We start from the raw sequence: 26347 nt of genomic DNA, 5'->3' as shown, positions 1-26347 counted from the left end.
TGATCCCAACATCTAATTTCAAAATGGATGCAATATCAATTATCAAATATTGGCCCCAAGCCAGACTTTTTCTCGCTCAATGCCCTGCATCAGTTCTTTTACAGAACTGATATTACAATGACTTTTTTGGCACTTTTCCTCAATATATTGCAAAGTTTCAGTACTAGCGTTAGCCAGCGCCCATAGATGAATTGCACGATTACCCGTGCGGCAAAATGCATGCACTTTGTCATCGCCAGTCGCTAATTGTTTAACAAATTCAGCAATATCCTCTTCTGAATAACTATTTGCTTTTACTGGTATGTGCACATATTCAATGCCATGAGCGCGAACCTTAATTGCCATTTGTTCTGCACTTTCTTGCCCTCGCTCTTCATCATCCATTCTAACATTGACAATTTTGGTGACACCCTGCGCTTTAAGCGTCTCTATAGATTCATCGTTAATCGGGCCGGATATAGAAAAGTTATGTGATACTTTTTTCATGTTTAACGCCTATTTAGAAAATGCCATAAATTGTTGTGCCAAATATATAAATACCTAAAACAACTAAGACTATGGCAAAAAGTTTTCTTATCTGCTGTTGCGGGATTTTATCCCCGATACGCACGCCTATTATTGAGCCTAAGATCCCCATAAAAACCACGACCAAAACGACTTTCCAATTTATCCTTAAAGCAAACTGTTCAAGTACATCTTGATACTTCAGATAGCCAATAAAAGACTGCATTGTAATAATGATCAAACTACTTCCAATAGCTTGTTGAAAGCCCAATTTCCCTAACAAAAACAACGCTGGCACAATCAAAAACCCGCCACCTACCCCAACAAAACCTGCGAGGGCACCCACTAATATTCCGATACTAATAACAAACAAATCACGAGGTGCTGCCACAACACTGTTAGTCGAGGTAACTGGCGAAAACATCAACCGGCTGGCGATTACCATAACGATAGAAAAGGTAAGCAACTGAAAGTCGCCAGAAACATATTGGGACGCCCAAGCTCCTATATAAGTACCTAACATACTGGGTATGCCAAATAGTAAAACAAATTTCCAGCTAACAACGCCCCGCTTGATATAAGAGACGCTGCCAAAAGCAGAGATACATCCCACAATAAAAAGTGATTCAGCAATCGCTAGTTTGGCAGGTTCGTCTGCAATATAGATAAGTAAAGGTACGGTAATTATTGAACCACCCGAGCCTAACAAACCTAAACTCAGACCAACTAAAACCGCACCTAAAATAACCATTATATTCATTGCTTCTACAACGTATTCAAAGGTATTTTTAAGTAAGCATGTCCATTGGATTCTTCTGGGGGCAATTCTCCTGCCCTAATATTGACCTGTATCGCTGGTAACAACAGCCGGGGCACGTTCAAAGTCACATCTCTTGCTTCACGCATTTTGACAAATTCTGCTAAGGAAACACCGGCTTTAACATGCACATTGTTGTGTTGTTGTTCAATCACCGATGTTTCCCATGCAAACACCTCCCTGTTAGGCGCTTTATAGTCATGTCCAACAAACATTCTTGTTACGCTAGGCAATGACAATATTCGTTGAATCGATTGATACAGTGACTTTGCGCTGCCAAGGGGGAAATCGGTTCTCGCAGTACCGTAATCTGGCATAAACAAAGTATCCCCCACAAAAACGGTATCTTCTATTATGTAGGACACACAGGCAGGTGTATGACCTGGAGTATGTATCACTCTGATATCCACATGGCCTAGTTTAATGATTTCTTCATCAGCAAAAAGATGATCAAACTGACTACCATCGGTTTTAAACTCAGTTTCTAAATTAAAGATCTGTTTAAAGGTTTCTTGAACACGACAGATGTGTTCGCCAATACCAATACTTCCTCCCAAAATCCCTTTTAAATAATGTGCTGATGACAAATGGTCGGCATGGGCATGAGTTTCTAATATCCATTCTAACTTATAGCCATTTTTGACAATATGACTGACAATTTTGTCAGCTGAAAGGGTACTTGTGCGCCCCGATGCAGGATCATAATCCAGTACAGGATCAATAATGGCACAGCAAGAAGTGGCTCCATCTAGCACTAAGTAACTGATTGTATTAGTATCTTCATGGAAAAATGCAGTGACTTCGATCTTATTCATAAACTTACACCAGTTCGCCGTTGAGAATGTATAGGTATTCTTTTTTGCAAATAGCTTGCCACTAGTTTTCAAGCTTTGTATTTTGTTTTATATATCTAGACTTAAATGTTTAGTGGTAATTTCACTAGGTAAATATGCGGGTCGCTCGTGACTGAGCAACACTAGAGTACGCTGATTTATCCAGCTTGAAATGTTATGCCATATCCTTGCTGCCATTAATGTGTCGATACCATTAAAAGGTTCGTCTAATACCACTAATTGTGGGTCACGCAATAACAAACGGGCTAAAGTAATACGCCTTGCTTGGCCCCCTGAAATCTGGTCTCCCGTGTCACCTAACCAGGTATCTAGGCCATTTTTAAGTTGCTGTGCCCAAGCATCCAACTCAACCATTTGTAATACAGTCCAAAGTTTTTCTTCACTGATATCACCTAACCCAAGCGCTAAGTTGTAAGCCAGTGTCCCAGTTAGCACTGAGTTACTTTGTGTGACATATCCAATACTGGGATACCAGTCCGCCACACCTAAATCAATGGATTGAGTATTACCGTCAACCACAATAGAGGTAATACTTTGTTTAATATCTGCGCAATTCGTCATACCAGTTAAAATATTCGCCAAGGTAGATTTCCCAGCTCCTGAACGACCACTGATTAACAGTAATTCATTTTCATTCAACACAACATCCAATGGTTTTATTTGGCTGATAGCTATATTTGGGTGTTTATTCACAGTGAAGGTTAATGTTTTGGCTGGGTATTTATTAGGCTCATTATTAACGGTTAGATTGTCATTTTCTGGACGTATTCGTTGCGCAGAGAAGTAGGTTTTGCCCCATGAACCAAATTGACTTGGAAGGCTTTGTAACACTTCTGTAAGACCTAAAAACATTAACACCAACATAACGGCAACAGCACCATCTACAAGCTGTATTTGCACTGAATGCAGCACAACAATCGTCATTACTGAAAGTCCTACGACCATAAGAAAGTCGAGTAATAGTTGGATGTTGGCAATACGAGAAAACATCCTTGCTTGCGTATCATCAAGTTCATCTAATCGCTTTCTAATATGTCGCTCATGATGTTGTAATAGCTTATGGGATTTTAATTCCAATCTGCCGCTGAGATGTTCAATTACATCGGCTCGCATATCATTCAGCAAACTGGCACTTCTAATTCCTAATTTTTTAGTGCACTTTATTGTTAATGTAATCGCTGAAATAGCACAAAAAAGTAAAAAGCCAGCTAAATAAAGTGCTAGTTCTGGCCAAATAAAACTCACAAAAATAGCTGCGCTGATGATTAACATAATGCTAATGATAGGTGGAATAGTAAATCTTAATAGCAGACTATCTAAAGCATCCAAATCTGCGGTTAACCTGCTCAACCACTCGCTGTCGGTAGTCGCACGTAATTGCTGCATAGGAAGAGCAGATAATCGTTTAAAAAGGTCTAGGCGGAAAACCGAGACTAATCGTAGAATAGTGTCATGGTTATAAAGCCGCTCCACATAACGACCTACCGTTCTGCTTAATGCAAAAAAACGTATCCCAGAGCCTGGCATATACATGTCAAAAATAATGATCAATCCTGCACTGATGGATAAACCAGCTAATGCTGTGGCAGTAATAAACCAACCAGAAAGCATCAGCAAACTCACACCAGAAAAGGCAGTGATAAATGCCAGCAACACCCCATTAAAAATGCGCTTACCTTGTGTTTTATAAAGTAGACTAAACCAATACCGCACCTTCAAGCCCCTCCTTTTGGTTAAGATCTACATGCAGATCAGCAATATCTAATAAGGCCAGATCATGGGTTGCCACAATCACAATCGCATTTTTCTTGAGTTTTTTTAACGCTGCATAAATATATTCTTTACTGATTAAATCCAATTTTGCAGTTGGCTCATCGAGTAGAATAATAGCGGTTGGATTTAGCATGACTCGCGCCAAGGCCAAACGCTGTAATTGCCCACCAGAAAAACCCTGACCATGCTCACCAATCATAGTATTAAGGCCATTATGGTTTTTACCAAAAATTTCCTTAAGTCCTAAATCGGTTAGTGTCTCTCGCATTTTCTCTTGGGTAGCATTGGGAGCAAACTCTTCAAGATTGCTTAAAACACTGGCATTTTTAAACCATGGTCGCTGGGGTAAGTAGGCAATGGGCATCTGCTTACCCGGAAAAGTAACAACACTGCCTTTTAATGGTTTTAGGTAATCTGCAAGGGTATAAAGCAAGGTACTCTTTCCTGCTCCAGACTCACCAGTTATAGCCAAAAGTTGACCGCCTTTAACTTGTAAATTGATGTCTTCTGCCAATACTGAGTCAGCGCTATAACCTATTGCTAGCTTATGTAAATTTAACAGCGGTTGTTGATGAGGAAACTGTGTAATATTTTGCTTATCAGAACATTGTTTTAATTTTGTATCAATATTAGTGACAGTGGAAACAACATCAGCACTTTGCTGCTTGAGCGGGTCATTAAATACATTAAGCAAATTATTGGCTGCTCCTAAGGCAGCAGCTTTGTCGTGATAATACTGAGATAAATTACGTAAGGGTTGAAAAAATTCAGGTGCCAGTATCAAGATCAGTAAACCGCTAAATAGGGTAATACTTGAAGCGGGCCCCCAATTAATTGCCCCATAGAGCGAAAATCCAATGTATATAGCGAGGCTGGCGATGGCGACACTGGTAAAAAACTCGAGCACAGTAGAGGATAAAAACGCCACTCTAAGCGTTTTAGTGATAATTTTTCGATAACTATCACTGGCAGCTTCAACTTCGCCGAATACAGCTTGTTCAGCATCTAATAATTTTATGGTTGTGAGATTAGCCACCCTATTCAAAAAATGCCCTGCCAGTCGTTGCCTAACAAGGGAATATTTTTGATTAAGTTGCTCTGCCCCCATTCCCACTAAAATCATAAACAAGGGAATAAGTGGCGCGGAGATCAGTAACAGCACAGCGCATAGCCAATTTAGCCATGCCACTACACACAATATGATTAATGGGGAAATAAAAGCCAACATTTGCTGTGGCCAATACTTAGAAAAATACCCATCCATGGCTTCGATGTCTTCAACCCATTGGGTCGCGGCAGCAGCTGGCGAGTGCAAATGAGATGATAATGGACTCTGGTGTCGCCACAATAACAGCAACTTCTTACGGATATTGGAACGAATAGCGATACTCGCATTTTGGCCAAACATAGTTTGTAGCCGAGTTGAAACTACGCGCCCTAATGCAGCGCATATAAACAGTATTAACCACACAGGTTGATGAATTAATGAATGCTGCTCTGAGATCACATCCTCAACCAACCAAGCAAATGATATCCACTGCATCGCGAGAAAAAACGTCGCTAAAGTCCCAACAATAACTGACCACCAAAGAAGCGTTTTTTTCTCGTTTGCAAAATGATTTAATAATGCTCGGCCTGTCAAAAACTCTTGTTCTGCAGGCCGTTCTTTATCATCATGCTCCATAAGTTTAGTGGTATCCGCCTTCTTTTACTTTTCCTCTGAATACCCAGTATGTCCAGCTTGTGTAAGCCAGAATAATAGGAATAACAAATAGAAAGCCAATCAATAAGAATAGTTGCGAATTGTAAGCTGAGGCTGCATCCCAAATAGTAAATTTGGGCGGCACGATATAAGGCCATTTACTCACCAATAAACCTAAATAGCTGAACAAAAATATACCCATAGTTGCCACAAACGGCATACCGTCTTTACGCTTTTTCACGTTATTGAACACCACAAATGCGCAATACAATGCCAATACGGGAAGCACCCAAATAATACTCAGATTATCAAACCAACGGGCTTTCACGTATTCATCAATAAAAGGGGTGTATACACACACAATTGCGAAAATCACCATTAAACCAGCAAGCAATCTAGGTGTGATTTTATAGGCCCAATCTTGTACTTCACCTTCTGTTTTCATGATTAACCAAGTGCTGCCAAGTAAGGCATAGCCAATCACAAGTCCCAATCCGGTGATAACTGTAAAGGGTGTTAACCAATCGAGAGCCCCACCGGCATAGACAAAACCTTCGGTTTTAAAACCTTGAATATAGGCGCCAACAACGGCGCCCTGAGCAAAAGCAGCTACGATAGAACCAACAGAAAACGACCAGCTCCAAAGGTACTTAGAAGTCTTTGCTTTAAAACGAAACTCAAAAGCAATACCTCTGAAAATGAGTCCCGCAAGTAATAAAAACACTCCAATGTACAATGCCGGTAGAAACACTGAATACACTAGTGGAAATGCAGCTAACAGACCTGCCCCGCCTAAGACAAGCCATGTTTCATTACCATCCCAAATAGGGGCAACGGAATTCATCATAGTGTCACGGGCTTTTTCATTAGGTGCAAAAGGAAACAATATGCCTTGGCCTAAATCAAAACCGTCCATCAATACATACATCATTATGCCGAAACCAATTATCCCAGCCCAAATTACGGTTAAATCGAATGGTTGTTCCATGTTTAAAGCTCCTCATCAATAGCGACGTGTGCAGCAGAAAATGGACGCATTGGGCGCTCTATTTCTTCCAATTCGTGCGGCGCATTGGCCTTCTCTACCCCTCCACGAAACACTTTTAGTAAATAATAAACACCCGCGCTGAACACTAAGCTGTATACCACTATGTACCCAATTAACGTAAACAATGCCATGCCGCCAGTTAGAGAAGGCGTTAAGCCTTGTGCATGGGTCATTTGCCCATAGATTAACCATGGCGCACGACCAGATTCAGTCACCACCCAACCAGCCAACACAGCAATAAACGGACTTAAACTCATCAATCGCAATCCATTTAGGAAATATGTGGATTGGTAGTAGCGCCCCTTTAAGCGCAAAAATAATCCCCATGCTGCAAAAGCAATCATCAGCAGACCTAATGCAACCATGATACGAAATGACCAGAACACGATGAAAACAGGAGGTTGTTCTTCTACCGGCACATCTTTGAGTCCAGGCACTTCGCCATCCCAATCATGGGTTAATACAAAGCTAGCTAATTTAGGAATACCAACTTCAAAATGGTTGGTCTGATTTTCATTATCTGGAATGGCAAACAACAATAACGGAACGCCAGATGAGGTTTCCCAATTACCTTCCATAGCGGCAACCTTAGTGGGCTGGTACTTAAGGGTATTGAGGCCATGGAAATCACCTATCACAGCTTGTGCAGGTGCCAATATCAAAAGAAACCACAGTGCCACAGAAAGGGCTTTTCGATTCGCGTCAAACTCTCTTTTTTGAAGCACAAACCAAGCGCTGACACCGGCAACCACTAATGCTGCAGTCAGGAACGAGGCCACGACCATATGCATAAAACGATAACCGAAAGAAGGGTTAAAGATAGAATCTGTCCATGACTTCACATGATACATACCATTGATAAGTTCAAGTCCGTCTGGTGTTTGCATTAATGAGTTCGCAGCCAATATCCAGAACGAAGAAATAAAGGTACCTGATGCCACCATGATAGCTGCAAAAAGATGCACACCTTGGGGGACTTTGTCTCTTCCGAATAATAAAACACCTAAAAATGCGGCTTCTAGGAAAAAGGCAGTAACCACCTCATAGCTAAGAACAGGCCCGAGAAAATTCGCGGTAGCATAAGAAAAATTACTCCAATTAGTTCCGAATTGAAATGACATTACAATCCCAGAAACCACACCTATCCCAAATACCACAGCAAATACTTGGATCCAGAACTTGGACAATCTTTGCCAAATGGGATCCCCAGTTTTATATGCTAAGGTTTCAAAACCCGCAATGGTACTGGCGAGTCCGATGGTAAATACTGGGAATATAGCGTGAAAGCACACCACAAACGCAAACTGTATTCGCGACAGTATGAGCGGATCAAGTTCCATAATAACTCCTAATTAGTGCTGTCTTAATTGATATTAAAAAAAGTTGAAATTGAAACAATTCCCAAATAAGCATCTTGCGATGCGCAATTTAAAGCGGGAAAGCAGATTTCACGCCACAATATTAAAAACATTTTTATCTTCTATAACCCAATAATAACGGCAATTAAACGATAGAGGAGACAACAAACAACACAAAAAAATGCCATATTTGACAACCTTTTGACAAATATGACATTAAATAAAAACTAGTCGGCACATCAGTGTTTTAATATAAAAATCAAAATTTTATAGCGAACTATCATCTTCTAAAAGCGCCAAATCAATGGTCTGACTCAAACTAAATCCACCTCTAATATCACCCAATTTGTAGCCTATGGCTTTGTCATTTGGGTAATGCTCAGCCAACTTTTGATTAACCTCAGCAGACAAATTCTCGCCATGACAACTTAAACATAATCCATTTACCGGTATGGCCTTCATATAGCGTAAGGTGACAGTGTTTTGCTCTCTTTGTGCAGTAAAACCTTCCAATGTTGCTACCTCCTTACCGGCGGCTTTGTCTAATTCAAATTTGTTCAAAGTCGCTATTTCCCAACTATCAGGGCGGTTTTTTAAATTTCTAGGACGCAAACTAGTGCGCCCAATAGTCCACCCAGTAGTCGCATGTTTTTGTGCCAGTAAAGGGGCGATCTCTTTACACGCAGTCACGCCCTCTTCAAAGCCACCCGTTTGTATTGCATTAGAGAGACTGGTTTTTAATTCGCTAGCAAAAAGCTGAATTTTTTTCTGCGCATTAGCTTTAAACTGTAATTTGACCTGCTCTAGCTGCTTTAAATTATTCACTTCTTCTGCAGTTGCTGTGGAAAAAAACATCTTTACAAACAAAAGCATGAGGTAAAATATTGTCCATCTAATTAATCTCATTGTATTAATCCTTTTTGTTTTCTAAGCGTTCTATACCCAATGCCTTCAAGACATATTTTTCGTAAACCGGTTCGCTAGTACCAGTACGCATTTTACGCATAAAGTATTTTTCAAAGGCGATTTTAGCGAAATGCACCCACTTACCTTTTTTGAACCACGCCACATTACGTGGCGCAATTTGTGGCATGGCCACAAATGCTGCTCCGGTATTCCCCATGTCAGCCAGACAGATTGCATGCCAAGTACCTTTTGCACTTGGCTCTTCCTTATCAAGAATAATCGATCTTAAATTATGTGCGACCGCTGTCATCATAGTTTCAATCATATATCCGGTCTTCGGAGTGCCCGTTGGTACGGGGGTCACCTCAACCGGAGGGATTGCCACGCAGACTCCTCCAGAAAATATGTTAGGAAACTTGGGAGAACGTTGGAATTCATCAGTGATCACAAAACCTTTTGGGTTGCACAACCCATCCACATTGGCCACTGCATCAACCCCACTAAAAGGGGGAATAAACATCGAATGTTTAAAAGGTAATTCATGAGTGAATTCAGTTTCACCCTTACCGTTTAATTCAGACACTGTCATACTGCCGTCTCTGACTTCATCTACATTGGCATTGCAAATCCATTTGATATCTCTTTGTCTGAGCTCTGACTCGAGCATTGCCTTTGAGTCACCCACACCTGCCAAGCCTAAATGTCCGATATAGGGTTCACTGGTAACATAATGAATAGGCACTTTGTGACGAATTTTTGCGTCCCGTAGAGCTTTATCTAGGATAAAAGCATACTCATAAGCTGGGCCAAAACAGCTGGCTCCTTGTAATGCACCCACCACTACAGGACCCGGATTTTTTATTAGCTCTTCAAAATCTGTATGACATTCTTTAGCGTGCTCAAGAGTACATATAGACTGAGTAAATCCCTCTGGCCCAGTCCCTTTTACATTACTAAAGGCAAGTTTTGGACCGGTTGCAATAACAAGATAATCGTAATCAATTTTCTCATTATCATTGGTTATAAGTGTATTTTGTTCAGCGTCAATTTTATCGACTCTGGCACATTTAAAACGAATGTCTTTCTTGCTCAGATATTTTTCTATGGGCATAGTTATCGCGTCTGGATCACGCCAACCTACTGCAACCCAAGGATTAGATGGTACAAAACGGAAACTCTCTCTCTCATTCACCATCAACACATCATGGTTATTACCCAGAGATTCTTTAATCTCATATGCAGCTGGCATACCACCTGTTCCTGCACCTAATACAACTATTTTAGCCATTTTGACCTCCTAGTTAACAACACAAAACCAACAAACCAAAGTCTGTTGATGACTGGTTCAAACATCAAAATACAAATATTGTTAGCTAAGTGTTAACAAGAAGCATGCCACAAACTAGGATGCTGTTTAGACGTGTCTTTGCAGGGTCATGAGACAATTTTTGGGTAAAATGTTTGAAAAACTGGAGGTTTCATGACATTTTTGACAAATGATGGAGTAATGAGTGTCATATATGACAAGTAAACAGCCAAGCTTAAATAACACAGTCATACAGTCGATGATCAATGCCATCGACAAACCTACTATTTTTATCACTCCTGACTACGTTATCCAGGCTGTCAACCAAACATACAAAGAAACCTACCAAACAGAAGTTGTAGTTGGCCAAAGCAAGTGTCATGAAATATCCCATAGAAACCCAAAGCCCTGCGATAAATACGGTGAAGATTGCCCTCTTCAACAATGTGTTTCATCAAAGCGAGCAGTCAGTGTGGTGCACATTCACGCAACTGGTGAAGGGAAATCGTATTGCGATATTTTAATGAAACCTATTATTGATGCAGATGGAAACACCCTAGGTTTTCTAGAAATACTCGACAAAATCAATTACGCCTCATCAGAATCTGAAAAAGGTAAGATGATCGGTAGTTCGGACGTCTTTAGGTCAATGCTTAATAAGATAAACCGCGCAGCGCAATCAAAGATTGCGGTTTTGCTGCAAGGAGAAACCGGATCAGGCAAAGAATTAGTTGCACAGGCAATTCATGACGCGAGCCCACGTTGCGAAAAACCTTTTGTGGTAATCGAGTGCACAGGTTTAAGCGAAAGCTTATTTGAAAGTGAACTTTTTGGCTATGAAAAAGGCGCCTTTACAGGAGCCACTAATAGCAAAAAAGGATTAATTGAAGTGGCGAATAGTGGAACGGTATTCTTTGATGAGATTGGTGATGTACCTCTGAATATGCAAGTCAAACTCTTACGATTACTCGAAACTCAAAGCTTTAGAGCCGTTGGAGGACTAAAACAAAAACGTTCTGATTTTCGTCTCGTTTGCGCCACCCATAAAAACTTATTGGATTTAGTCGAAAAAGGGGAATTCAGACAAGATTTATATTATCGAATTGCAGGCTTTCCCATTATGTTACCGTCACTCAAAGAACGTTCAAAGGACATTCCAGAACTTGTTAGCCATTTTTTAAAACACTCCGAACACCACAACAAAAATTTTTCTGACAATGCCTTAGCTAAATTATGTGGCTATGGATTTCCTGGCAACATTAGAGAGCTTATAAGCATCATAGAACAATCAGCGTTGTTGGCCAACGAAGACACTATCCATACCAGTGATTTGCCCGATGTTGTCAGGCAATCGGACAACATTGAATTACATAACGGCAACATACAAAGCCTTGATGAGATTGAACAAGCCTATCTCACCAAACTATGTAACGAATTTACTGGCACACCAGATGAACTTGCATCAATTCTTAATGTGAGTACTCGTACTCTCTATCGTAAGTTACAAAGGTTTGATCTAAAGCTGTGACAAAGCGGCATACAATAGTGAATTTAAAGTGCCTATAAAATCCACACTATATTAAGGGTATTAATTAACCTCAGTTAAAAGCCCTTCCAGCTATTGTGCTAGTGCTAGCACTCGCCTCGTTAAGAACAACTATTTTTTGTCAGTCTGTCCTAACTGAAGCAAAAATGAGCGATGCTAGCGGCTGTATTACGACTAATATCAGGGCAGGCGATAGGGAAAACCTCAATAGCATGAATTGTGCCCATAACTTGTCGACATTGGGCTTTGACTCCAGCCCCCATTAACAGTCTATAAAAATTGATGCCTTCGTCACGAAGTGGATCGCACTCGTTTACGCTAATAATGGTTGGCACTAATCCGCGTACATCTTCTTCTGTAGCAAAACTCGGCCAAGCCAGAGGGTTACCCTTTTTAAATTCATCTATTCCATAAATCATGGCCCCCTGATTATGATGTAAATCAAGCAAAATACCGTTGTTTTCCTCTGAAGAGGGATTTTCTGGCAAAGGCCACTGCCCAGCAATATAGGGACAAAGGGCATAGAGCCCTTTAATAAGCTTTAAGTCTCCTTCTTTTTTGAGGCGTAACCCTGCAGCGATTGCCAAGTTACCGCCTCCACTTTCTCCAGAAATGATAATCTGCGACGGATCAATCGAAAGCAATTCACTGTTGTCATGGATCCACTTCAAACCAGACATACAATCATTCAGTCCTGCAGGATAAGGTGCCACTTCCGGTGCCGATGAAGGTACTAAGGCGTTACGAAAATCCACCATAGCCACTGCTACACCTTGGGCCGCCAGTATTCTTCCCCATGCTTTATAGTTGCCATCATAACAAGACATGGTGGCCATTCCACCGCCATGAATGTAATAAACACAGGGTAAAATGTCGGTATTATCAGGGCGAATATACTGTATCTTAATGGTGTTACCATCAGGCTCAGAAATAAATGTTTTATCAGTGATTATCAGTCCATCTGAGGGCGCAACTAGCTCGTTATCACACTGTTCGATAAAGCCAGAAACCATCTGTCTTGCAGCTATTGCTCTGGGTGAATTGGCTGACTCTAGTGCCGCGTCTCGACTTTCTACATTGCGTCCACCAGCCATAGTTACTGAGCCAAAAACAGCCTTAATGCGCGGATCTATTCTTGGATCGTCACCAATTAAACTCATTTATTACTCCGATTTTTTTGTGGGTATTCCCCAAGAATACAGGAAATTTATGCCGTTTTATGCGGTGTAAAACATTTTATTTAAAGTATGGCAAACGGGATGATTCACATTGAAAGGAGTTTGTTAGGTCTCATATCAGGCAGTTTACTTAATTACAGTCGACCTCCATAAATCGGAGGTCGCTAAAAAACGACCCCATAGTGGCTGTAGTTTACCACTATCAAGTTTTGCAAGCCTTTTCAAAATTTGATAAAGGATAAATCTCTACGCATTGAATTATTAAAACGCTACAAATTTAGATGGTTTTTTCTTTTTGAACCACTAAAGTAAACAACTCATCTTTTAAATGGACTCGACGTTTTTTTAGGGTTTCTAAATACTCGTCTGCTACAGGTTGGTTGCTTTCTTCAATAGCATGAACTTCACCTGCTATTTCATGGTATTCATCAAACAATTTTGCAAAGTGATTGTCGTTCATTTTAAGGTGACGAATAGTATGATGATGATCTGGAAAATCATTCAGTAGAGTATGTTTCTCTATGTTCATTGGCACTTACCTTGTTAGGGAATTTGATTGGAAAAAACATTGTATTGACTAACACCTCACAGTTATTGATCTACATCATTTTTCGACTTATTACATTGCAGTTATTCGTTTTATGTTGATTAACCTAACCCTGGCATTAGCCAAAAACGCTGAAATCTGCACAAGTTAACCTTGGGTTAATCACATTTACTTTATCTATTCGATACTTGCATGAGACACATTTTCAATAACAGTAGTTGTTACTGTCCTAGCGCTCCACTTGTCATTCACGGAATTGTTGAAAAAGTTACCTTTCTTTTTTCTGTAGGAGGCGCATTATTAAAAAAAGCTCCAAGCGTTAATCTCTGACCCTACAATTAGCCATAGGAGGAAAAGGTCAATGACATCACAACTTCTAGCAGATATGTTGAATAAAATGAAAACTGAAAAAGGCTTTATTGCTGCTTTAGATCAAAGCGGCGGTAGCACGCCAGAAGCTTTGCGACTATATGGCATTGCAGCAAATCGTTATTCAGGTGACGAAGAGATGTTTACTAAAGTGCATCAAATGCGCACCCGTATCATGACTAGCGAAGCGTTTTCTGGTGATAGGATTTTAGGTGCTATTTTGTTTGAAAACACCTTAGACAGGGAAATTCAAGGGCTCGGTTCCTCAGATTATCTGTGGCAAATAAAACAAATCGTGCCTTTTTTGAAAGTAGATATTGGCCTAGAAGACCCACATAACGGAGTGCAATTAATGAAGCCGATCCGGGGTTTGAGTGCTTTATTAGACAAAGCTGTGAATAAAAACATATTTGGTACCAAAATGCGTTCAGTCATTAAACTCGCAAATTGTAGTGGCATTCACATAATTGTCGCGCAACAATTTGCCGTTGCAGCGCAGATATTAGCCAAAGGATTGGTACCGATAATTGAACCAGAAATTGAGATTAATAGTCCAGAAAAAGGTGCGGCAGAATTACTACTTCGTGCTGAGCTTCTAAAACACTTAGATGCAGTACCCGAATATAAGCAGGTAATACTAAAATTAACCTTGCCTAAAATTGCAGGCTTTTATGATGAAATCATTGCTCATCCTAAGGTTTTGAAAGTTGTTGCTTTGTCTGGTGGCTATAGTCGCGAAAAAGCAAACCGCTTGTTATCAGAAAACAAAGGCATGATTGCCAGTTTTTCAAGAGCGTTATCTGAAGAACTTTTCGAGCTCATGTCTCACGATGAATTTGAGTCGACTATCAATGAGTCAATCGATAGCATTTATCAGGCATCACATGCCTAAAGTTTTATTGCGCCTAAAAGTGACTGAATATACAAGGGATTTTAGGTACTAATAAGCTGGTTTTTGCTTTGTTATGGAGCAGTGATTACCAAAATATCATAGTGCCGCTATCGTATTTTAGTTCCAAAACAAGCTGGCCTTTACTGGTAAAAAAGTAAGAACTGACACTGCTTAACATTTTAGCAAAAGTCTGTTCCTGAGAGTCTTTACAAAACATCCGCGTCGATAACATGTTAGAAACTGCTATTCGCTTATCAGCGATACTGTATTCTCCCCCCATAGTATTACAATCAGTGCTAATCAATAGTTTGCCATTTGTAGCGAATTTAAGGTTAAACTTCTTGGGTGATTTCGGCTTGAGAACTGAGTCATTGTTGTATTGAGTTTCTTTCCAGTACCAGGTTTTCATCCCTAATGTCATGACTGCAGGGTCCGCTTCTCCTTCAAAGTTTTGTTCTACTGGTATAAGTTGCTGAGTGTCAGTATCGTAAATAACGACTTGCTCTCTAGGCATGGAGGGTGATGTTACAGTAGGCTCACTCATAAAACGTTCCAAAAACTCTACTGTCACTCTATTTGTTACAACTTGAATTTCTTGAGGCTGAATACGATCCCCCAACAATATCCCCTTACTGCCTTTGTAATGATTGCCCTCACGGATTGCCACAGCCAGATAATAGAAAGTGCCACTACCACCCGTATTTTGACTCAAAATTAAAACTGCATCTTGCTGGCCATCCGCATTTAAATCTGTGACTTTGGGCTCTCCCCAGACTTGGGTCGTAATCTTACTGGAAGAATCTGGCGCGGCTATTTGCTCGGCATAACCATTAATAAGCTGAATATCACTTTGGTTAATATTGAAACGAGTGTTAATTGGATCAGTGTCATGTTTTGAAATATTTAATGCTTGGTCCCCGATATACTGGCAGGCTTGCGTCAACACCAACATTATTAAAAAAGCTAAGTATTTCAGCCACAAAGTAGTATTTGTAATTCGTAGAAAAACGCCAAAATATTTAGGCATATAAACTGTATCCTATTGTTAAACGTTTAATTGTTTATTAAATCAGAGGTTAAAATCACAGGTTCAAATGATTTATAGGGCACTTTATCTTTGTAGGTTTTAACTCGCTGTACTTTAAGACTCGGGTACAGGGTTGCATGGTTAAGCTCGTTATCTATTGCTAAGTGTTGTTGTACAGACTTACTCAGCCATAGTTTTAAAAATGGGTCATTGTTAGGTAAGAAAGTCGGAAAGGCCTTATCATGGTAAGGCTCCATTTTAGGGTGAGCATCTCTGGTGATAACCGCACAACTATATCGCCCTTCACTAAACTTGCGATATAACGCACCCAGTATAAACACCTCATCACTTTGCATATAGTATTGATGTTTGGTTTTTCCTACTATTTTAGACTCACCAATTCCGGTGGCTAAAACAATGGCTCGGTTATTATGCAGTGCCCCTCGCCAATATGGGCTGTCTAGATTGCGGGCATTAAATGTGGTTCGTGTTCCTACCCGTAATCCTTCAATAGAGTCTACACAATCAAACCACCAAGTTGCAGCAACTTGTTTCAGCGTGCCATTTTCCTCAATGACAATATCTATGGTTTTATTTGCATCTTGACCAAACGCAGGATAATAACCTTTGAACACCTTAGAAAAAAATCGCCTAGAAATTTCACGCTCGGGAAATTGCATAACTGGCTGCTGGCGTTCTCCGTCTACTTCAATGTATCCGCACATGTTTCATCTCTACTTAAAATTAAGGGGCACTCAGTCACTTTAACCGTTTATCACTAAAAATAGAAAAATAACTGCGTAACAGAGAATAAACTACAAGCTAAGGCGTTGTTCTATGAAACGAAAGCACAATTTGATGGTTAATTTGAATGGACTACAACCAGGTTTCTACCTTGGTTTTTCGCTTTGTATAGTGCTAAGTCTGCAAACTCTATGAGTTGCCTTGAGTCAATTTTGTGACTAGGTTGAATACTCGCGACTCCAATACTCACGGTAACTGGAAACGATTTACCGTCAACATAAAAGGGACTATCTGCAATTTTTTGACGCAACTCTTCAGCTATTCTAGAGGTTTCTTTTCCCTCCCGCTCAATAATGAGTAATACAAATTCTTCTCCGCCAAATCTAGCGGCTAAATCGGTTCCTCTTTTGCCCACCTGCTTAATAATCTCAGCGATATGTACAAGGCAGGCATCACCAAGTAAATGTCCATAGTTGTCGTTAAAGGCCTTAAAATGATCTACATCGATTAACATAAGCGATAATCTTAATTTCAATCGGCTGGCGTATTCCCATTGCTTTTCTAATTCAACATTAAAAAAACCTCGATTATAAATATTGGTGAGAGCATCAGTTTTACTTTGTTTTTCTAGTTCTTTTTTCTGTTCATCAAGTTTCAATTCTATTTTAAATGAACGAATATATTCTTTAGAAGAACGAATACCAATCATCGCAATAAATCCAAAATACGCAGCTAAAATTCCAGCATAGGGCAACTTATCTTTGATAATGATGCCGGCCACAATTGAAGGAACAAGTAATACACTTAAATTGACTAAGGAAAATCTAATTCTGGGGATCAGTGCAACAACAGCCCCACTTGAAATCCCTCCTATAGCGAGCATAGTGACGTGAATTACTGAGATAAATCGCTCATCGTAAATGGATAGAACAAAGAACGTACTTAAAATACCGGCATGACATAAAGATAAGAAGAAAAATAAGCCACGCCATACCTGAGGGGAAAGCCGGTAAAGCGGCTCGGTTATCAATTTATGAAAACCTCGCAGAATACTGATAAAAAACATGCTTAAGGCGAACACTGTGCTTAGCATTGGTTGCAATATGTAAAAGTCAAAAGGCCATATAACTACAGGTAGCAAAAACGCATACAATACCGCACCTGTCATTGAGCGACTCAACATATCCATGTCGATCCGGCGTTGAATTACTGAGTCTTTGTGAATCAATAGTATATTCGCTTTAAGTTAGGGCTGACAATAACTATCAGAGTAAGCCTATTTTACCAAAATCAAACACAATTAAACATTTAGGTTCAATGTCTTCGAAAAGTAATTTTAATTTTACAACTGCCTGTTTAAATTGATATTAGCCAAACTACAGCAACTCCCTTAAACCAGAGTAATGCTCTAGAACACCTATAACAGTATCTGAATCCATCAACAAAAAGAGACTTATATACACATTAATACTGTGAATTAAGTCGAATGGGATCTGCCTCGTAAAACTGATATTCCGCAGGCTACCACTACAAATGCCAGTGACATATTCATTGCCATTGCAACGGTCAGGATCAGTGCCGGGTTTTGTTCTTGAGTAAACTGCGCATCACCAAGGTAATAATGCACCATAAGGTTCACCATACTCATCCCAAATAAATTGCCAATAGTCCGCGCTAGATTCATAGAGGCGGCCGCTGCTCCCACTTCTTTTAGCTGCACGCCGCCCATGATGGCATTGTTATTGGGTGTAGAAAACAAACCAAAGCCAACACCAATCAGTAATAACGAACCGGTAATATAAGTCAAACTGGTTGTGGTATTCATTAGGCTTAGAATTAATAAACCACAAGCAACAATGACGCAACCAAGAGTGGCTATCAACCTAGGTTGAACTCGATCGGCCAACTTGCCAGCTAGAGGTGCCATTATTGCCATCGACAAAGCCTGAACCAAAATAATCTGCCCAGCATGTAAAGGACTTAAACCTTTAACGTACTGCAAATACAAACTCATCAAAAATACCAGAGGAAAATTACTCGCATACATTAACAATGAAGTGGTTAGAGACATGGAGAACACCCGGCTTTCACGAAACATTTGTACCCGAATAAGCGGCCGACGACTGCGACTTTGATGTAAAATAAAAAGCCCTAAACTGATTGCTGCTAAGCCAAGCATAAACATACCCAAAATGCTCGGCAATAAGCTTAATCCATAGACTAATGAACAAGAAAACACTGCAAAAATAGCGGTTCCCCACCAATCATAACGGGTGGGCTCTGCGTTTTTCCATTCACCTTTGAGGCGCATCTTAATTAAGACTAGAAGTGCAATAACGATAGGTACCTGAAATAAAAACACCGCGCGCCAGCCCCATAACTCAGTTAACCAGCCACCTACTGCTGGTGCAACCGTTAACCCCACATAGATGCAAGCGCCAGTGATCCCTAAAGCCGCGCCACGTTTATTAGCAGGGGTAACCGAGGTGATAATTGCGACTCCAGTACCAAAAATCATTGCTGATGCCCCGCCTTGAACAAAACGCCAAAACAGCACCCACTCTATGCTGGTAGCCAGTCCACACATAAAAGAAGAAAATGCATTTAACGCCAGACCGTATGAATAGATACGTTTTCTTCCATAATTGTCTGCCAACTTCCCAGCCGGCAGCATAAATATCACGCTGCTTAAAATAAACAATGTAGGCAACCAAGACACCATCTTGGCGTTGGCTTGTAAATCAGCCGCTAAATCTGGGATAGCAATATTCACAGAGGCCATCCCCAAAGGGCCAATTATTGATCCCAGACATACAATAATTAATGCGAATTTAGCAACGGCTAATTTTTCAGTGGAAAACTGTGGCAAAGCGGAAATCAATCCTTATGAGGTGAGGTAAGTGAGATCATACTAGCGTAATAGAGTAAATACGATCCAACATTCAATGATTATAAAAACAACTAACAGCATACTTTAGGTAATTCCCTTTTTGATATCTGAATTGACTATATTTAGCAGCCGTTACTAACTCTTTTAAGCATTATCTAAGAGCGTCATGTCTCAATCATTATCAACATAAAGCCGCTAAAAACACGTGAAGCATTTCCCCTAGGTTTTACGATTATTTTCTCGATTCGCCATTTAAATTCGCTTGAAAATAGCAATCTACAAAAATGATCTAAAAACAAAAATATTGCGTTTATACAGTAGACCAACCTAGCAAATTCTGTATTTTTTGGGCGCATCAAACAGAAAAATTACAGAATATGCATTTAAAGTCGTATCAGCATCTTCCTTGTTTGGTTTTATTGGCTTTAGACGTTAAAGTAAGCACAACCCAATCCAAGGATACACTATGGTCAAAAACAAAAAGCCCCAAGTCAGTGTAACGCAGGGGTTTGCTGAAAAAGATGTCTTTGGCGAGATCCGTCGTCACAGGTTGATGCAAATCTGCGTAGCAAGTGCTCTCGGATTAATGGTTGCGCTTATTGTGGCTAGAGGCATTACTCTTACTATTTTTTCTGTTGGTCTTGGCTTTCTCATAATAGCCTTAGGCTTTGCTTTTAAACACAAAGTACAAACGTCAGCATTTACTTTAATAGGGTCTTTGGCTGCCATGTTATTTGCATTGGCGCTTACGGGTGCGGGTTTGTTTGATTTAGCAATCCTTGGGTATCCAGCTTTACTAATTTTCGGTGCGCTACTGGGAGGTGTGGGGTTATTTGTATCTGTTTTATTATTTGTGATTTTACTAACCGGCTCTATCGTGTGGCTAACACTCAGTGGTTTTGTAACACCTAATATCCCCACATTAAGCTGGTCACATTTAACCTTTATCGTTGTTATTTTTGTGGTGACAGGATTTAGTGTTTACATTTTAGTACATGATATTAAACGTCTGATGCTGTCATTACAGCGAGAAAATGCCAAAGTACAACAAAACAAAGCGGAAATTCAACATCTGGCCCATCACGATCCCCTGACCAATTTACCTAACAGACTTTATGGTGAAACACTTTTTGCCCAATCCTTAGCACACTGCGAACAAAAACAACAAAAGCTTGCGCTTTTATTTATTGATTTGGATAACTTTAAACCCGTAAACGATGCTTTGGGACACGCCGCAGGAGACATATTACTGGAGCAGCTCACACTCAGGTTAAGCGAAGTTTTACAGCCAAGTCAGCATCTGATTCGATTTGGTGGTGATGAATTTCTGCTACTGGCTCCATTTACAGAATACGACGGAGAATTAGCTCCCATAGCCGAAACCTTGGTACACCAATGTGCTGGTAAATTCCAAATACAGCAAAATCAGGTGGTTATCTCTGCCTCAATAGGCATTGCATGCGCGCCCAAAGATGGTACAGATTTTAAACAATTGTGTCGTCGAGCCGACATTGCCATGTATCAAGCCAAAAAAGATGGCCGTAATACCTACCACTTTTACGATGCAAGTTTGGATAAAATCAGCGATGATAAATTCAAGTTATTGCAGTTGTTACGTCCTGCTTTAGTAGAACAACAGTTCCAACTTTATTATCAACCTATAGTGAATTTACAGAGTGATGAAATTTCCTCTGTTGAAGCACTACTGCGATGGCCACAACCCGATGGCAGTATGATTGCCCCTGACTTATTTATTCCGTTAGCCGAAAGCAGTGGTTTAATCAATGAATTGGGCCGTTGGGTAATACAGCAGGCATGTATTAACTGTGCCAAGCAGCGTAAACTAGGTTTTGCAAATCTGCGGGTGGCAGTCAATCTCTCTGCAATACAATTCAAAGATGGGCATCTACAGGGTATCGTTGAAAGCGCCTTACTCGATGCGGGGTTACCGCCAGATGCCTTAGAATTAGAGTTAACTGAGTCCTTGTTAATAGATGATGCGGATCAAATTCAAACACAACTCCATGCATTAAGTGCAATAGGCATCACCATAGCCATTGATGATTTCGGCACAGGTTATTCAAATCTTGCCTATTTGCGTAATTTTAATGCGACTACACTTAAAATAGACCGTTCTTTTATTACCTCACTTTGTGTAGCGGATCACGACGAGCCTCTTGTCAAAGCGATTATTAGTATGGCAACAAGCTTAGGGTTAAAAACCGTAGCTGAAGGCATTGAAGATAAAGCCACACGTAACAAACTAGTGGCATTAGGTTGCGACATTGGGCAAGGATATTATTGGTCAAAACCTATACCAGCAGATGCACTCACAGCGCTACTGGCTGAGCATCAAGCAATTAGTAGCGCTCCTTTATAGACTGTATACACAACTGATATATACAGTCATAAAAGTATTAGCATTTGTCCAAGTGACAAGACGTGAAAATTATCATTAGCTTTTAACTTGCAACATATACTTCGCAACGGCTAACCGCGTTTCTGCATCCAAATAATTCTGTGGTGGCATTTCTGGATAATCATCACGTTTTTTAGTTGGACTGTTTATGTAGTCAGCCACACCTTGTGGGTTGTCCATATACAGAGCTTGAATAATTTGCACAGGAGGACCTATCATTCGTCCTGTATAGGTATGACAACCTGCACAAACGCCTAAGTAGGCAATTTTTCCTTTTTCACTGCCATCAATAATGCGAGCGGCAACAGGTTCATCTAAGATATAACTATCAATAGCGGCAGTATTGGTAAACTCACATTCTGCCCAGCCATTTATTCCAACAGTGACATAACGATGACGATTGATGATGCAACTTTCGCGACTATTTCCAACCTGAATTATATCGGGGTTACCTTGTTTAAACTCAGTCAACATAAAGGCTTTCACTTCATCTAAAGTGTCATAACCGTTATTTGACATCAGGTTATTGAGGAGCATGATTTTGTCTGGAATTGAATCAGCTCCAGGATCAATAGTGGTGTTTGGTGCATTTTCATGGTCAGTGATAATGATCCCAGCAGTTTTATTTCCAGTGATGATGTTATCTTCTATGATGACCTCGTCAGCCGCCATCACCAAAATTCCTGTACCCGCTGGAATGCCAGCGACGGTTGAACCCGGCGCACCAAAATTCGCAGTGTTATTGTCGGTGATAAAATTATTACGAATAATAACGTCAAAGGTAGTTTTTATAGGCAAACCAGGAGTAATAAAAGCCAAAATTCCACCGGTGTTATTGAATACATAATTGTTTTCCACTATTGCGTGGCGACTGTTTTCAATTTCTATACCTGCAACTGAATCAAATACCACATTGTGGGCTACGTGTATATTGTCACTCATGCCTATATAAATAGCCGCATCTTCAATACCCGACACTACATTATGCGCCACAATCCCGTTTTGACCGAGTTGCGGGAAAATGCCGTAAATGCCGGTATCAACAATGATATTGTTACGAATCTCAAAATTATTACCGGCCTGGCCCATTATGCCGTTACCTTTGTATTTAGTAATCAACAGGTTTTCTATCACTATGTTGTTGCCAGAATATAAAATAGCATCGTTTAACACGCCTTTTCCGTCCATAGTTGCCCGTTTACCTTGTTTGATGACCCCGATAATGCGTATATCGTCTTTATCTACATAGACGGTTTCATGGTAAGTGCCGGGCATAACCTGAATAGTGTCACCAGGGTTAGCTGCTTTTACAGCCTCCATAATTGAATCACCCGGCTTTACCACATGGGTATGCCCCTCTTGTGTCCTCTCGGAGACAGCTGATTTTTTTAAACTGTTACTCTGTTGCCCCTGATTTTTGTCATAGCCACCCGAGTAACTTGCACCACCTTTACTGTTGGTAATAATAGTCGTGTCATCGCTTCCTTTGCCAAGATAAATTCCTGCTGCAAAGGCGGCCAATATTAACGTTACCGAAATGATTTTACTGGTTTGCATTTTACTCTCCCGCTCTCGATAGTAATTTTTGATTATTTTTATTATGTTGCTGTTGATAGTTAGCATCGACTGGTGACAACCCTGACGGCACACTAGCTGGCACCTTTGGAGTAAATGCTTCGTCTGTTAATGTGCCAAGAAATGCCACTATGAGGTCTAATTCATGTTCAGTTAAATTTGGCTCCCATATATGCCAATGTATTTGTAATGTTTCGCCTTCTGGTATCGCATGGCCTCTCCCTTTGTTGTAAAACTCAACTGCCTCCCGTAAATCATCAAAATTACCTGCATGCATATAAGGCTTGGTTTTAGTGATGTTACGTAATGTAGGCACTTTAAATCCTCCCCTTAATTTGGCGGCTTGATAGGTCTGCTGCGCCCCAATATCAAAGGGTATACCGTCTTTTTCAGGGACTCCGATAACCGCAATTTGATTATTAGTAAATAATGGAGGTTGATGACATTCAGCACACCTAGCGACAAAAGATCTAAATACATTTAAACCGGCTATTTCGTTTTTATTCAGTGCCTCATGGTAGCCATGTGCATAACGGTCATAACGGCTATTGAGAGAGATCAACGAACTTTGAAATGCCGTAAGTGCGCTAACAACCTGATCTAATTCAATCTGCGAACGTGATGGATAAGTTTGCTTAAAAAGCGCTAAATAATCGCTATTCCCATTCAGTGTTTCTAATAACTGTTCTGGAGTATTGGCCATTTCGTTAGCGTCAAATAACGGCCCTATTGCTTGCTCTTCTAGTGTGTTGGCTCTGGCATCCCAATAAAATTTATCCAAAAATGCAACATTCCACAGAGATGGTGCGGAGCGTGTTAGTTGTCGACCATCAATGCCCTTGCTTCTGGCTAGACCATCACTGAAACCTTTGTCTGGCTGATGACAACTGGCACACGACATAGAGCCGTCTTTAGATAAAGCAGGATCAAAAAACAATATACGGCCAAGATCAATTTGTTGCGGCGAAAAACCGTCGCGGTATTTGGGCAAAGACGTTTGTGTCCCCCCTACTCCACGACCTTGAACCGAATTATATAATTGATAAAAATTCACCAAAAGACATTGCTGCTCTGCAGATAATTCGAATCCTGGCGGACAAGCATCTGAGAGCATGAATGAAGACGATGTTTCAGCTTTGATCTGAAGAAACACTAAAGCTAAAGCCAGAGTGCTACACCATCTAATCATCACAGTCAGGGGACGCATTATTCACCCTGCTCTGAAATAAAAAACAAAATATCCTTTAGCTCTTTGTCTGAAATGGTTTTAGACATCATGGCCATCTGCCGGCCCCATTTGTCGTCTTGGTGCTGACCGCGAATACCTAGTTGAAAGTGATTCATTTGTCTAAGAAAATATTGAGGATCTAGCCCTGTTAACTTAGGTGCGTTAAAGGAAGTATTTCCTTGAGCTTGGCCGCCATGACAGGCTCCACATTTGCCATGATAGTAGCGAGATCCATTTTTCAAATCGCCTTTTATATCTGTCTCGGCAGTGACTGGTTCGAGTTCACTAATATAAGTTACTAGCGCTTGTTGTTGTTTCTCATCAGTAATGCTTTTGGCAAAAGGCACCATGATTTTTCCGTGAGTATCTTCAGCTTGGCTACCTCTTATGCCAGTAGCAAAATATTGTAGTTGTCGTTGTAGATACCAGTCATATTGGCCAGCGAGTGCCGGCGCATTCAAGGCTGTATTTCCCTGTCCTTGCTCACCGTGGCATGCAACGCAGCTTTGGTATAATTGCTGAGCATCATTGGCGTGGACGTAGGTATGGGCTATCACCGCAACATAACAAAGCGCCCTAATGATCCAATGTCCTATTCTCATTTATAGCCCTTTTAACTTTATGTAAATAAAATGTTGCTGGGACTATAGCCTTCAAGAAACTCAAGGGCTTACTTAATACTGAAAAAAGCTGACGAATTCCAAAATCACTCAGCTTTTATATCAATCGGTCTATTGTTTAGGGTGTTTCACGGGGAAAACGCTAGGGCATCAGTTACTTAATGCCTGTTGATTACGGTATTCGGTAGGCGTGATCCCGTGCTGATTTTTAAAGGCTTTATTGAAGGAACTTAAACTACGAAAGCCACTATCTAAGGCTAGGGTTAAAACAGGGAGTTGCTGATGGCTAGTGTGAGATAAATTCTCAGTAACTTCTTGGATACGATAGAAGTTTAGAAAATCATTAAAATTACGGTAATTCAATTCACCATTTATGATTTGGCGTAATTTATATTCATGTATCCCCAAGTGCCGGGAAAAGACACTTATTGTAATGCCTTCCTGACGATAGAGCTTTTCATTTAGCATACACTCCAAAACCCGTTTAAGTTCGGGTGAGTGGCTTTTCTTTGGTTCAATGTTTTGGGGCTTTTTATGAGGGGGGTCAAATAAGGTACCTTCTTTTAGCGAGAACAACAATATGTTGATTGTGGTGGTCAACATAGTAAGTAGCGCATATTTAACTGGGTCTAACCAACTCCATTCAAGGTCAAATAATTGTTCTACAACTATCACTAACACTAGATAACAAGCGTTAAGTCCAATCACACTGCCGCGCATATAACGTCTTTCCTGAACTAAATCTGCTTGCCAGTTTTTTATAACAACCACTAACGCATGACAAATAAGCACCAATTCTAAGCCCAACGCTCCATAGGTGACTAGCCCATAAAACCCAGTAAATTGGCGTAAATCAAAACCAAAAGTCAACTGAATAAGTGTGGATAGAGTAGGTATGAGTAAGGTCATTGACGCGACGTAAAATTGCCAGCGCTTGAGCTCTTGTCGATCCGAAAAGACACTCAATGACACCAACCAGAAAACCCCAGGAAGTGCATTACCGGCCATGTATTCTGCCCACCAAACAATAGACATTCTGTTTAA

Annotated in this window: 22 protein-coding genes; 3 read left to right on the top strand and 19 right to left on the bottom strand. The window is 40.4% G+C overall.

Annotation, left to right across the window (positions count from 1 at the left end):
- Positions 1-42: 42 nt before the first annotated feature.
- From AAC000_RS08685 to AAC000_RS08645, 9 genes are all read right to left on the bottom strand, one after another.
- Positions 43-486, bottom strand: a complete 444-nt coding sequence (locus AAC000_RS08685; RefSeq protein ID WP_339721857.1) for a sulfur transferase domain-containing protein — start codon at positions 484-486, stop codon at positions 43-45.
- Positions 487-499: 13 nt separating this feature from the next.
- On the bottom strand, positions 500-1264 hold the full coding sequence (locus AAC000_RS08680; RefSeq protein ID WP_339721856.1) for a sulfite exporter TauE/SafE family protein: 765 nt from the start codon (positions 1262-1264) through the stop codon (positions 500-502).
- A 5-nt stretch (positions 1265-1269) separates the two neighbouring features.
- Entirely contained in the window at positions 1270-2136 is an 867-nt protein-coding gene (locus AAC000_RS08675; RefSeq protein ID WP_339721855.1) for an MBL fold metallo-hydrolase, read from the bottom strand.
- An 87-nt stretch (positions 2137-2223) separates the two neighbouring features.
- Positions 2224-3888 (bottom strand): ATP-binding cassette domain-containing protein, encoded by a 1665-nt coding sequence (locus AAC000_RS08670; RefSeq protein WP_339721854.1) that lies wholly within the window; start codon positions 3886-3888, stop codon positions 2224-2226.
- Complete coding sequence (gene cydD / locus AAC000_RS08665; RefSeq protein ID WP_339721853.1) at positions 3872-5632, bottom strand: thiol reductant ABC exporter subunit CydD; 1761 nt, start codon at positions 5630-5632, stop codon at positions 3872-3874. Before cydD ends, AAC000_RS08670 begins: the two co-directional genes overlap by 17 nt.
- A gap of 4 nt (positions 5633-5636) precedes the next feature.
- A complete protein-coding gene (gene cydB / locus AAC000_RS08660) occupies positions 5637-6638 on the bottom strand; it encodes a cytochrome d ubiquinol oxidase subunit II (protein WP_339721851.1) in 1002 nt (333 codons plus the stop codon).
- A gap of 2 nt (positions 6639-6640) precedes the next feature.
- Complete coding sequence (locus AAC000_RS08655) at positions 6641-8038, bottom strand: cytochrome ubiquinol oxidase subunit I (RefSeq protein WP_339721850.1); 1398 nt, start codon at positions 8036-8038, stop codon at positions 6641-6643.
- Between the two features lie 285 nt (positions 8039-8323).
- Positions 8324-8962, bottom strand: a complete 639-nt coding sequence (locus AAC000_RS08650; protein WP_339721849.1) for a DUF3365 domain-containing protein — start codon at positions 8960-8962, stop codon at positions 8324-8326.
- Between the two features lie 4 nt (positions 8963-8966).
- The gene (locus AAC000_RS08645) at positions 8967-10250 is read right to left on the bottom strand and encodes an FAD-dependent oxidoreductase (RefSeq protein WP_339721848.1); all 1284 of its coding nucleotides are present in this window, start codon (positions 10248-10250) and stop codon (positions 8967-8969) included.
- 232 nt (positions 10251-10482) lie between these two features.
- On the opposite strand from AAC000_RS08645, the gene AAC000_RS08640 reads away from it, so the two are divergent.
- Positions 10483-11796 carry a sigma 54-interacting transcriptional regulator gene (locus AAC000_RS08640; protein ID WP_339721846.1) on the top strand — a complete coding sequence of 438 codons (1314 nt, stop codon included), beginning with the start codon at positions 10483-10485 and terminating at the stop codon, positions 11794-11796.
- A 149-nt stretch (positions 11797-11945) separates the two neighbouring features.
- Here the strand turns inward: AAC000_RS08640 and AAC000_RS08635 are convergent, their stop codons facing one another.
- Together AAC000_RS08635 and AAC000_RS08630 are read right to left on the bottom strand one after the other, a co-directional pair.
- On the bottom strand, positions 11946-12974 hold the full coding sequence (locus AAC000_RS08635) for an alpha/beta hydrolase (RefSeq protein ID WP_339721844.1): 1029 nt from the start codon (positions 12972-12974) through the stop codon (positions 11946-11948).
- A gap of 295 nt (positions 12975-13269) precedes the next feature.
- Positions 13270-13521, bottom strand: coding sequence for a DUF465 domain-containing protein (locus tag AAC000_RS08630; RefSeq protein WP_339721843.1), 252 nt, complete (start codon positions 13519-13521; stop codon positions 13270-13272).
- Between the two features lie 379 nt (positions 13522-13900).
- Between AAC000_RS08630 and AAC000_RS08625 the strand changes: the two genes are divergently transcribed.
- Positions 13901-14800: a fructose bisphosphate aldolase gene (locus AAC000_RS08625; protein WP_339721841.1), complete on the top strand. Its 900-nt coding sequence runs from the start codon at positions 13901-13903 to the stop codon at positions 14798-14800.
- Positions 14801-14885: 85 nt separating this feature from the next.
- Here the strand turns inward: AAC000_RS08625 and AAC000_RS08620 are convergent, their stop codons facing one another.
- The 4 genes from AAC000_RS08620 to AAC000_RS08605 all read right to left on the bottom strand — a co-directional run bounded on the left by AAC000_RS08620 (position 14886) and on the right by AAC000_RS08605 (position 19440).
- A complete protein-coding gene (locus AAC000_RS08620) occupies positions 14886-15827 on the bottom strand; it encodes an META domain-containing protein (RefSeq protein ID WP_339721839.1) in 942 nt (313 codons plus the stop codon).
- A gap of 26 nt (positions 15828-15853) precedes the next feature.
- On the bottom strand, positions 15854-16552 hold the full coding sequence (locus AAC000_RS08615) for an SOS response-associated peptidase family protein (protein WP_339721837.1): 699 nt from the start codon (positions 16550-16552) through the stop codon (positions 15854-15856).
- A 137-nt stretch (positions 16553-16689) separates the two neighbouring features.
- Positions 16690-17799 (bottom strand): GGDEF domain-containing protein, encoded by a 1110-nt coding sequence (locus AAC000_RS08610; RefSeq protein ID WP_339721835.1) that lies wholly within the window; start codon positions 17797-17799, stop codon positions 16690-16692.
- Between the two features lie 249 nt (positions 17800-18048).
- On the bottom strand, positions 18049-19440 hold the full coding sequence (locus AAC000_RS08605; RefSeq protein WP_339721834.1) for an MFS transporter: 1392 nt from the start codon (positions 19438-19440) through the stop codon (positions 18049-18051).
- A gap of 487 nt (positions 19441-19927) precedes the next feature.
- On the opposite strand from AAC000_RS08605, the gene AAC000_RS08600 reads away from it, so the two are divergent.
- Positions 19928-21841, top strand: a complete 1914-nt coding sequence (locus AAC000_RS08600) for an EAL domain-containing protein (RefSeq protein WP_339721832.1) — start codon at positions 19928-19930, stop codon at positions 21839-21841.
- 75 nt (positions 21842-21916) lie between these two features.
- Here the strand turns inward: AAC000_RS08600 and AAC000_RS08595 are convergent, their stop codons facing one another.
- The 4 genes from AAC000_RS08595 to AAC000_RS08580 all read right to left on the bottom strand — a co-directional run bounded on the left by AAC000_RS08595 (position 21917) and on the right by AAC000_RS08580 (position 26338).
- Positions 21917-23437: a parallel beta-helix domain-containing protein gene (locus AAC000_RS08595; protein ID WP_339721830.1), complete on the bottom strand. Its 1521-nt coding sequence runs from the start codon at positions 23435-23437 to the stop codon at positions 21917-21919.
- Between the two features lies 1 nt (position 23438).
- Positions 23439-24662 (bottom strand): cytochrome c peroxidase, encoded by a 1224-nt coding sequence (locus tag AAC000_RS08590; protein ID WP_339721828.1) that lies wholly within the window; start codon positions 24660-24662, stop codon positions 23439-23441.
- Complete coding sequence (locus AAC000_RS08585; RefSeq protein WP_339721826.1) at positions 24662-25285, bottom strand: c-type cytochrome; 624 nt, start codon at positions 25283-25285, stop codon at positions 24662-24664. Before AAC000_RS08585 ends, AAC000_RS08590 begins: the two co-directional genes overlap by 1 nt.
- A 168-nt stretch (positions 25286-25453) precedes the next feature.
- Positions 25454-26338 (bottom strand): helix-turn-helix domain-containing protein, encoded by an 885-nt coding sequence (locus tag AAC000_RS08580; RefSeq protein WP_339721824.1) that lies wholly within the window; start codon positions 26336-26338, stop codon positions 25454-25456.
- Positions 26339-26347 lie beyond the last annotated feature (9 nt).

Source organism: uncultured Paraglaciecola sp., from assembly GCF_963977085.1.
GTDB lineage: Bacteria > Pseudomonadota > Gammaproteobacteria > Enterobacterales > Alteromonadaceae > Paraglaciecola.
The sequence above is the reverse complement of the archived record's forward strand: the minus strand, read 5'-3'. Positions and strand labels throughout refer to the sequence as shown.

Coding starts and splice junctions, on each gene's coding strand:
- AAC000_RS08685 (WP_339721857.1), bottom strand. CDS start 486: ATGAAAAAAGTATCACATAACTTTTCTATATCCGGCCCGATTAACGAT.
- AAC000_RS08680 (WP_339721856.1), bottom strand. CDS start 1,264: ATGAATATAATGGTTATTTTAGGTGCGGTTTTAGTTGGTCTGAGTTTA.
- AAC000_RS08675 (WP_339721855.1), bottom strand. CDS start 2,136: ATGAATAAGATCGAAGTCACTGCATTTTTCCATGAAGATACTAATACA.
- cydD (WP_339721853.1), bottom strand. CDS start 5,632: ATGGAGCATGATGATAAAGAACGGCCTGCAGAACAAGAGTTTTTGACA.
- cydB (WP_339721851.1), bottom strand. CDS start 6,638: ATGGAACAACCATTCGATTTAACCGTAATTTGGGCTGGGATAATTGGT.
- AAC000_RS08655 (WP_339721850.1), bottom strand. CDS start 8,038: ATGGAACTTGATCCGCTCATACTGTCGCGAATACAGTTTGCGTTTGTG.
- AAC000_RS08650 (WP_339721849.1), bottom strand. CDS start 8,962: ATGAGATTAATTAGATGGACAATATTTTACCTCATGCTTTTGTTTGTA.
- AAC000_RS08645 (WP_339721848.1), bottom strand. CDS start 10,250: ATGGCTAAAATAGTTGTATTAGGTGCAGGAACAGGTGGTATGCCAGCT.
- AAC000_RS08640 (WP_339721846.1), top strand. CDS start 10,483: ATGACAAGTAAACAGCCAAGCTTAAATAACACAGTCATACAGTCGATG.
- AAC000_RS08635 (WP_339721844.1), bottom strand. CDS start 12,974: ATGAGTTTAATTGGTGACGATCCAAGAATAGATCCGCGCATTAAGGCT.
- AAC000_RS08630 (WP_339721843.1), bottom strand. CDS start 13,521: ATGAACATAGAGAAACATACTCTACTGAATGATTTTCCAGATCATCAT.
- AAC000_RS08625 (WP_339721841.1), top strand. CDS start 13,901: ATGACATCACAACTTCTAGCAGATATGTTGAATAAAATGAAAACTGAA.
- AAC000_RS08620 (WP_339721839.1), bottom strand. CDS start 15,827: ATGCCTAAATATTTTGGCGTTTTTCTACGAATTACAAATACTACTTTG.
- AAC000_RS08615 (WP_339721837.1), bottom strand. CDS start 16,552: ATGTGCGGATACATTGAAGTAGACGGAGAACGCCAGCAGCCAGTTATG.
- AAC000_RS08600 (WP_339721832.1), top strand. CDS start 19,928: ATGGTCAAAAACAAAAAGCCCCAAGTCAGTGTAACGCAGGGGTTTGCT.
- AAC000_RS08595 (WP_339721830.1), bottom strand. CDS start 23,437: ATGCAAACCAGTAAAATCATTTCGGTAACGTTAATATTGGCCGCCTTT.
- AAC000_RS08590 (WP_339721828.1), bottom strand. CDS start 24,662: ATGCGTCCCCTGACTGTGATGATTAGATGGTGTAGCACTCTGGCTTTA.
- AAC000_RS08585 (WP_339721826.1), bottom strand. CDS start 25,285: ATGAGAATAGGACATTGGATCATTAGGGCGCTTTGTTATGTTGCGGTG.
- AAC000_RS08580 (WP_339721824.1), bottom strand. CDS start 26,338: ATGTCTATTGTTTGGTGGGCAGAATACATGGCCGGTAATGCACTTCCT.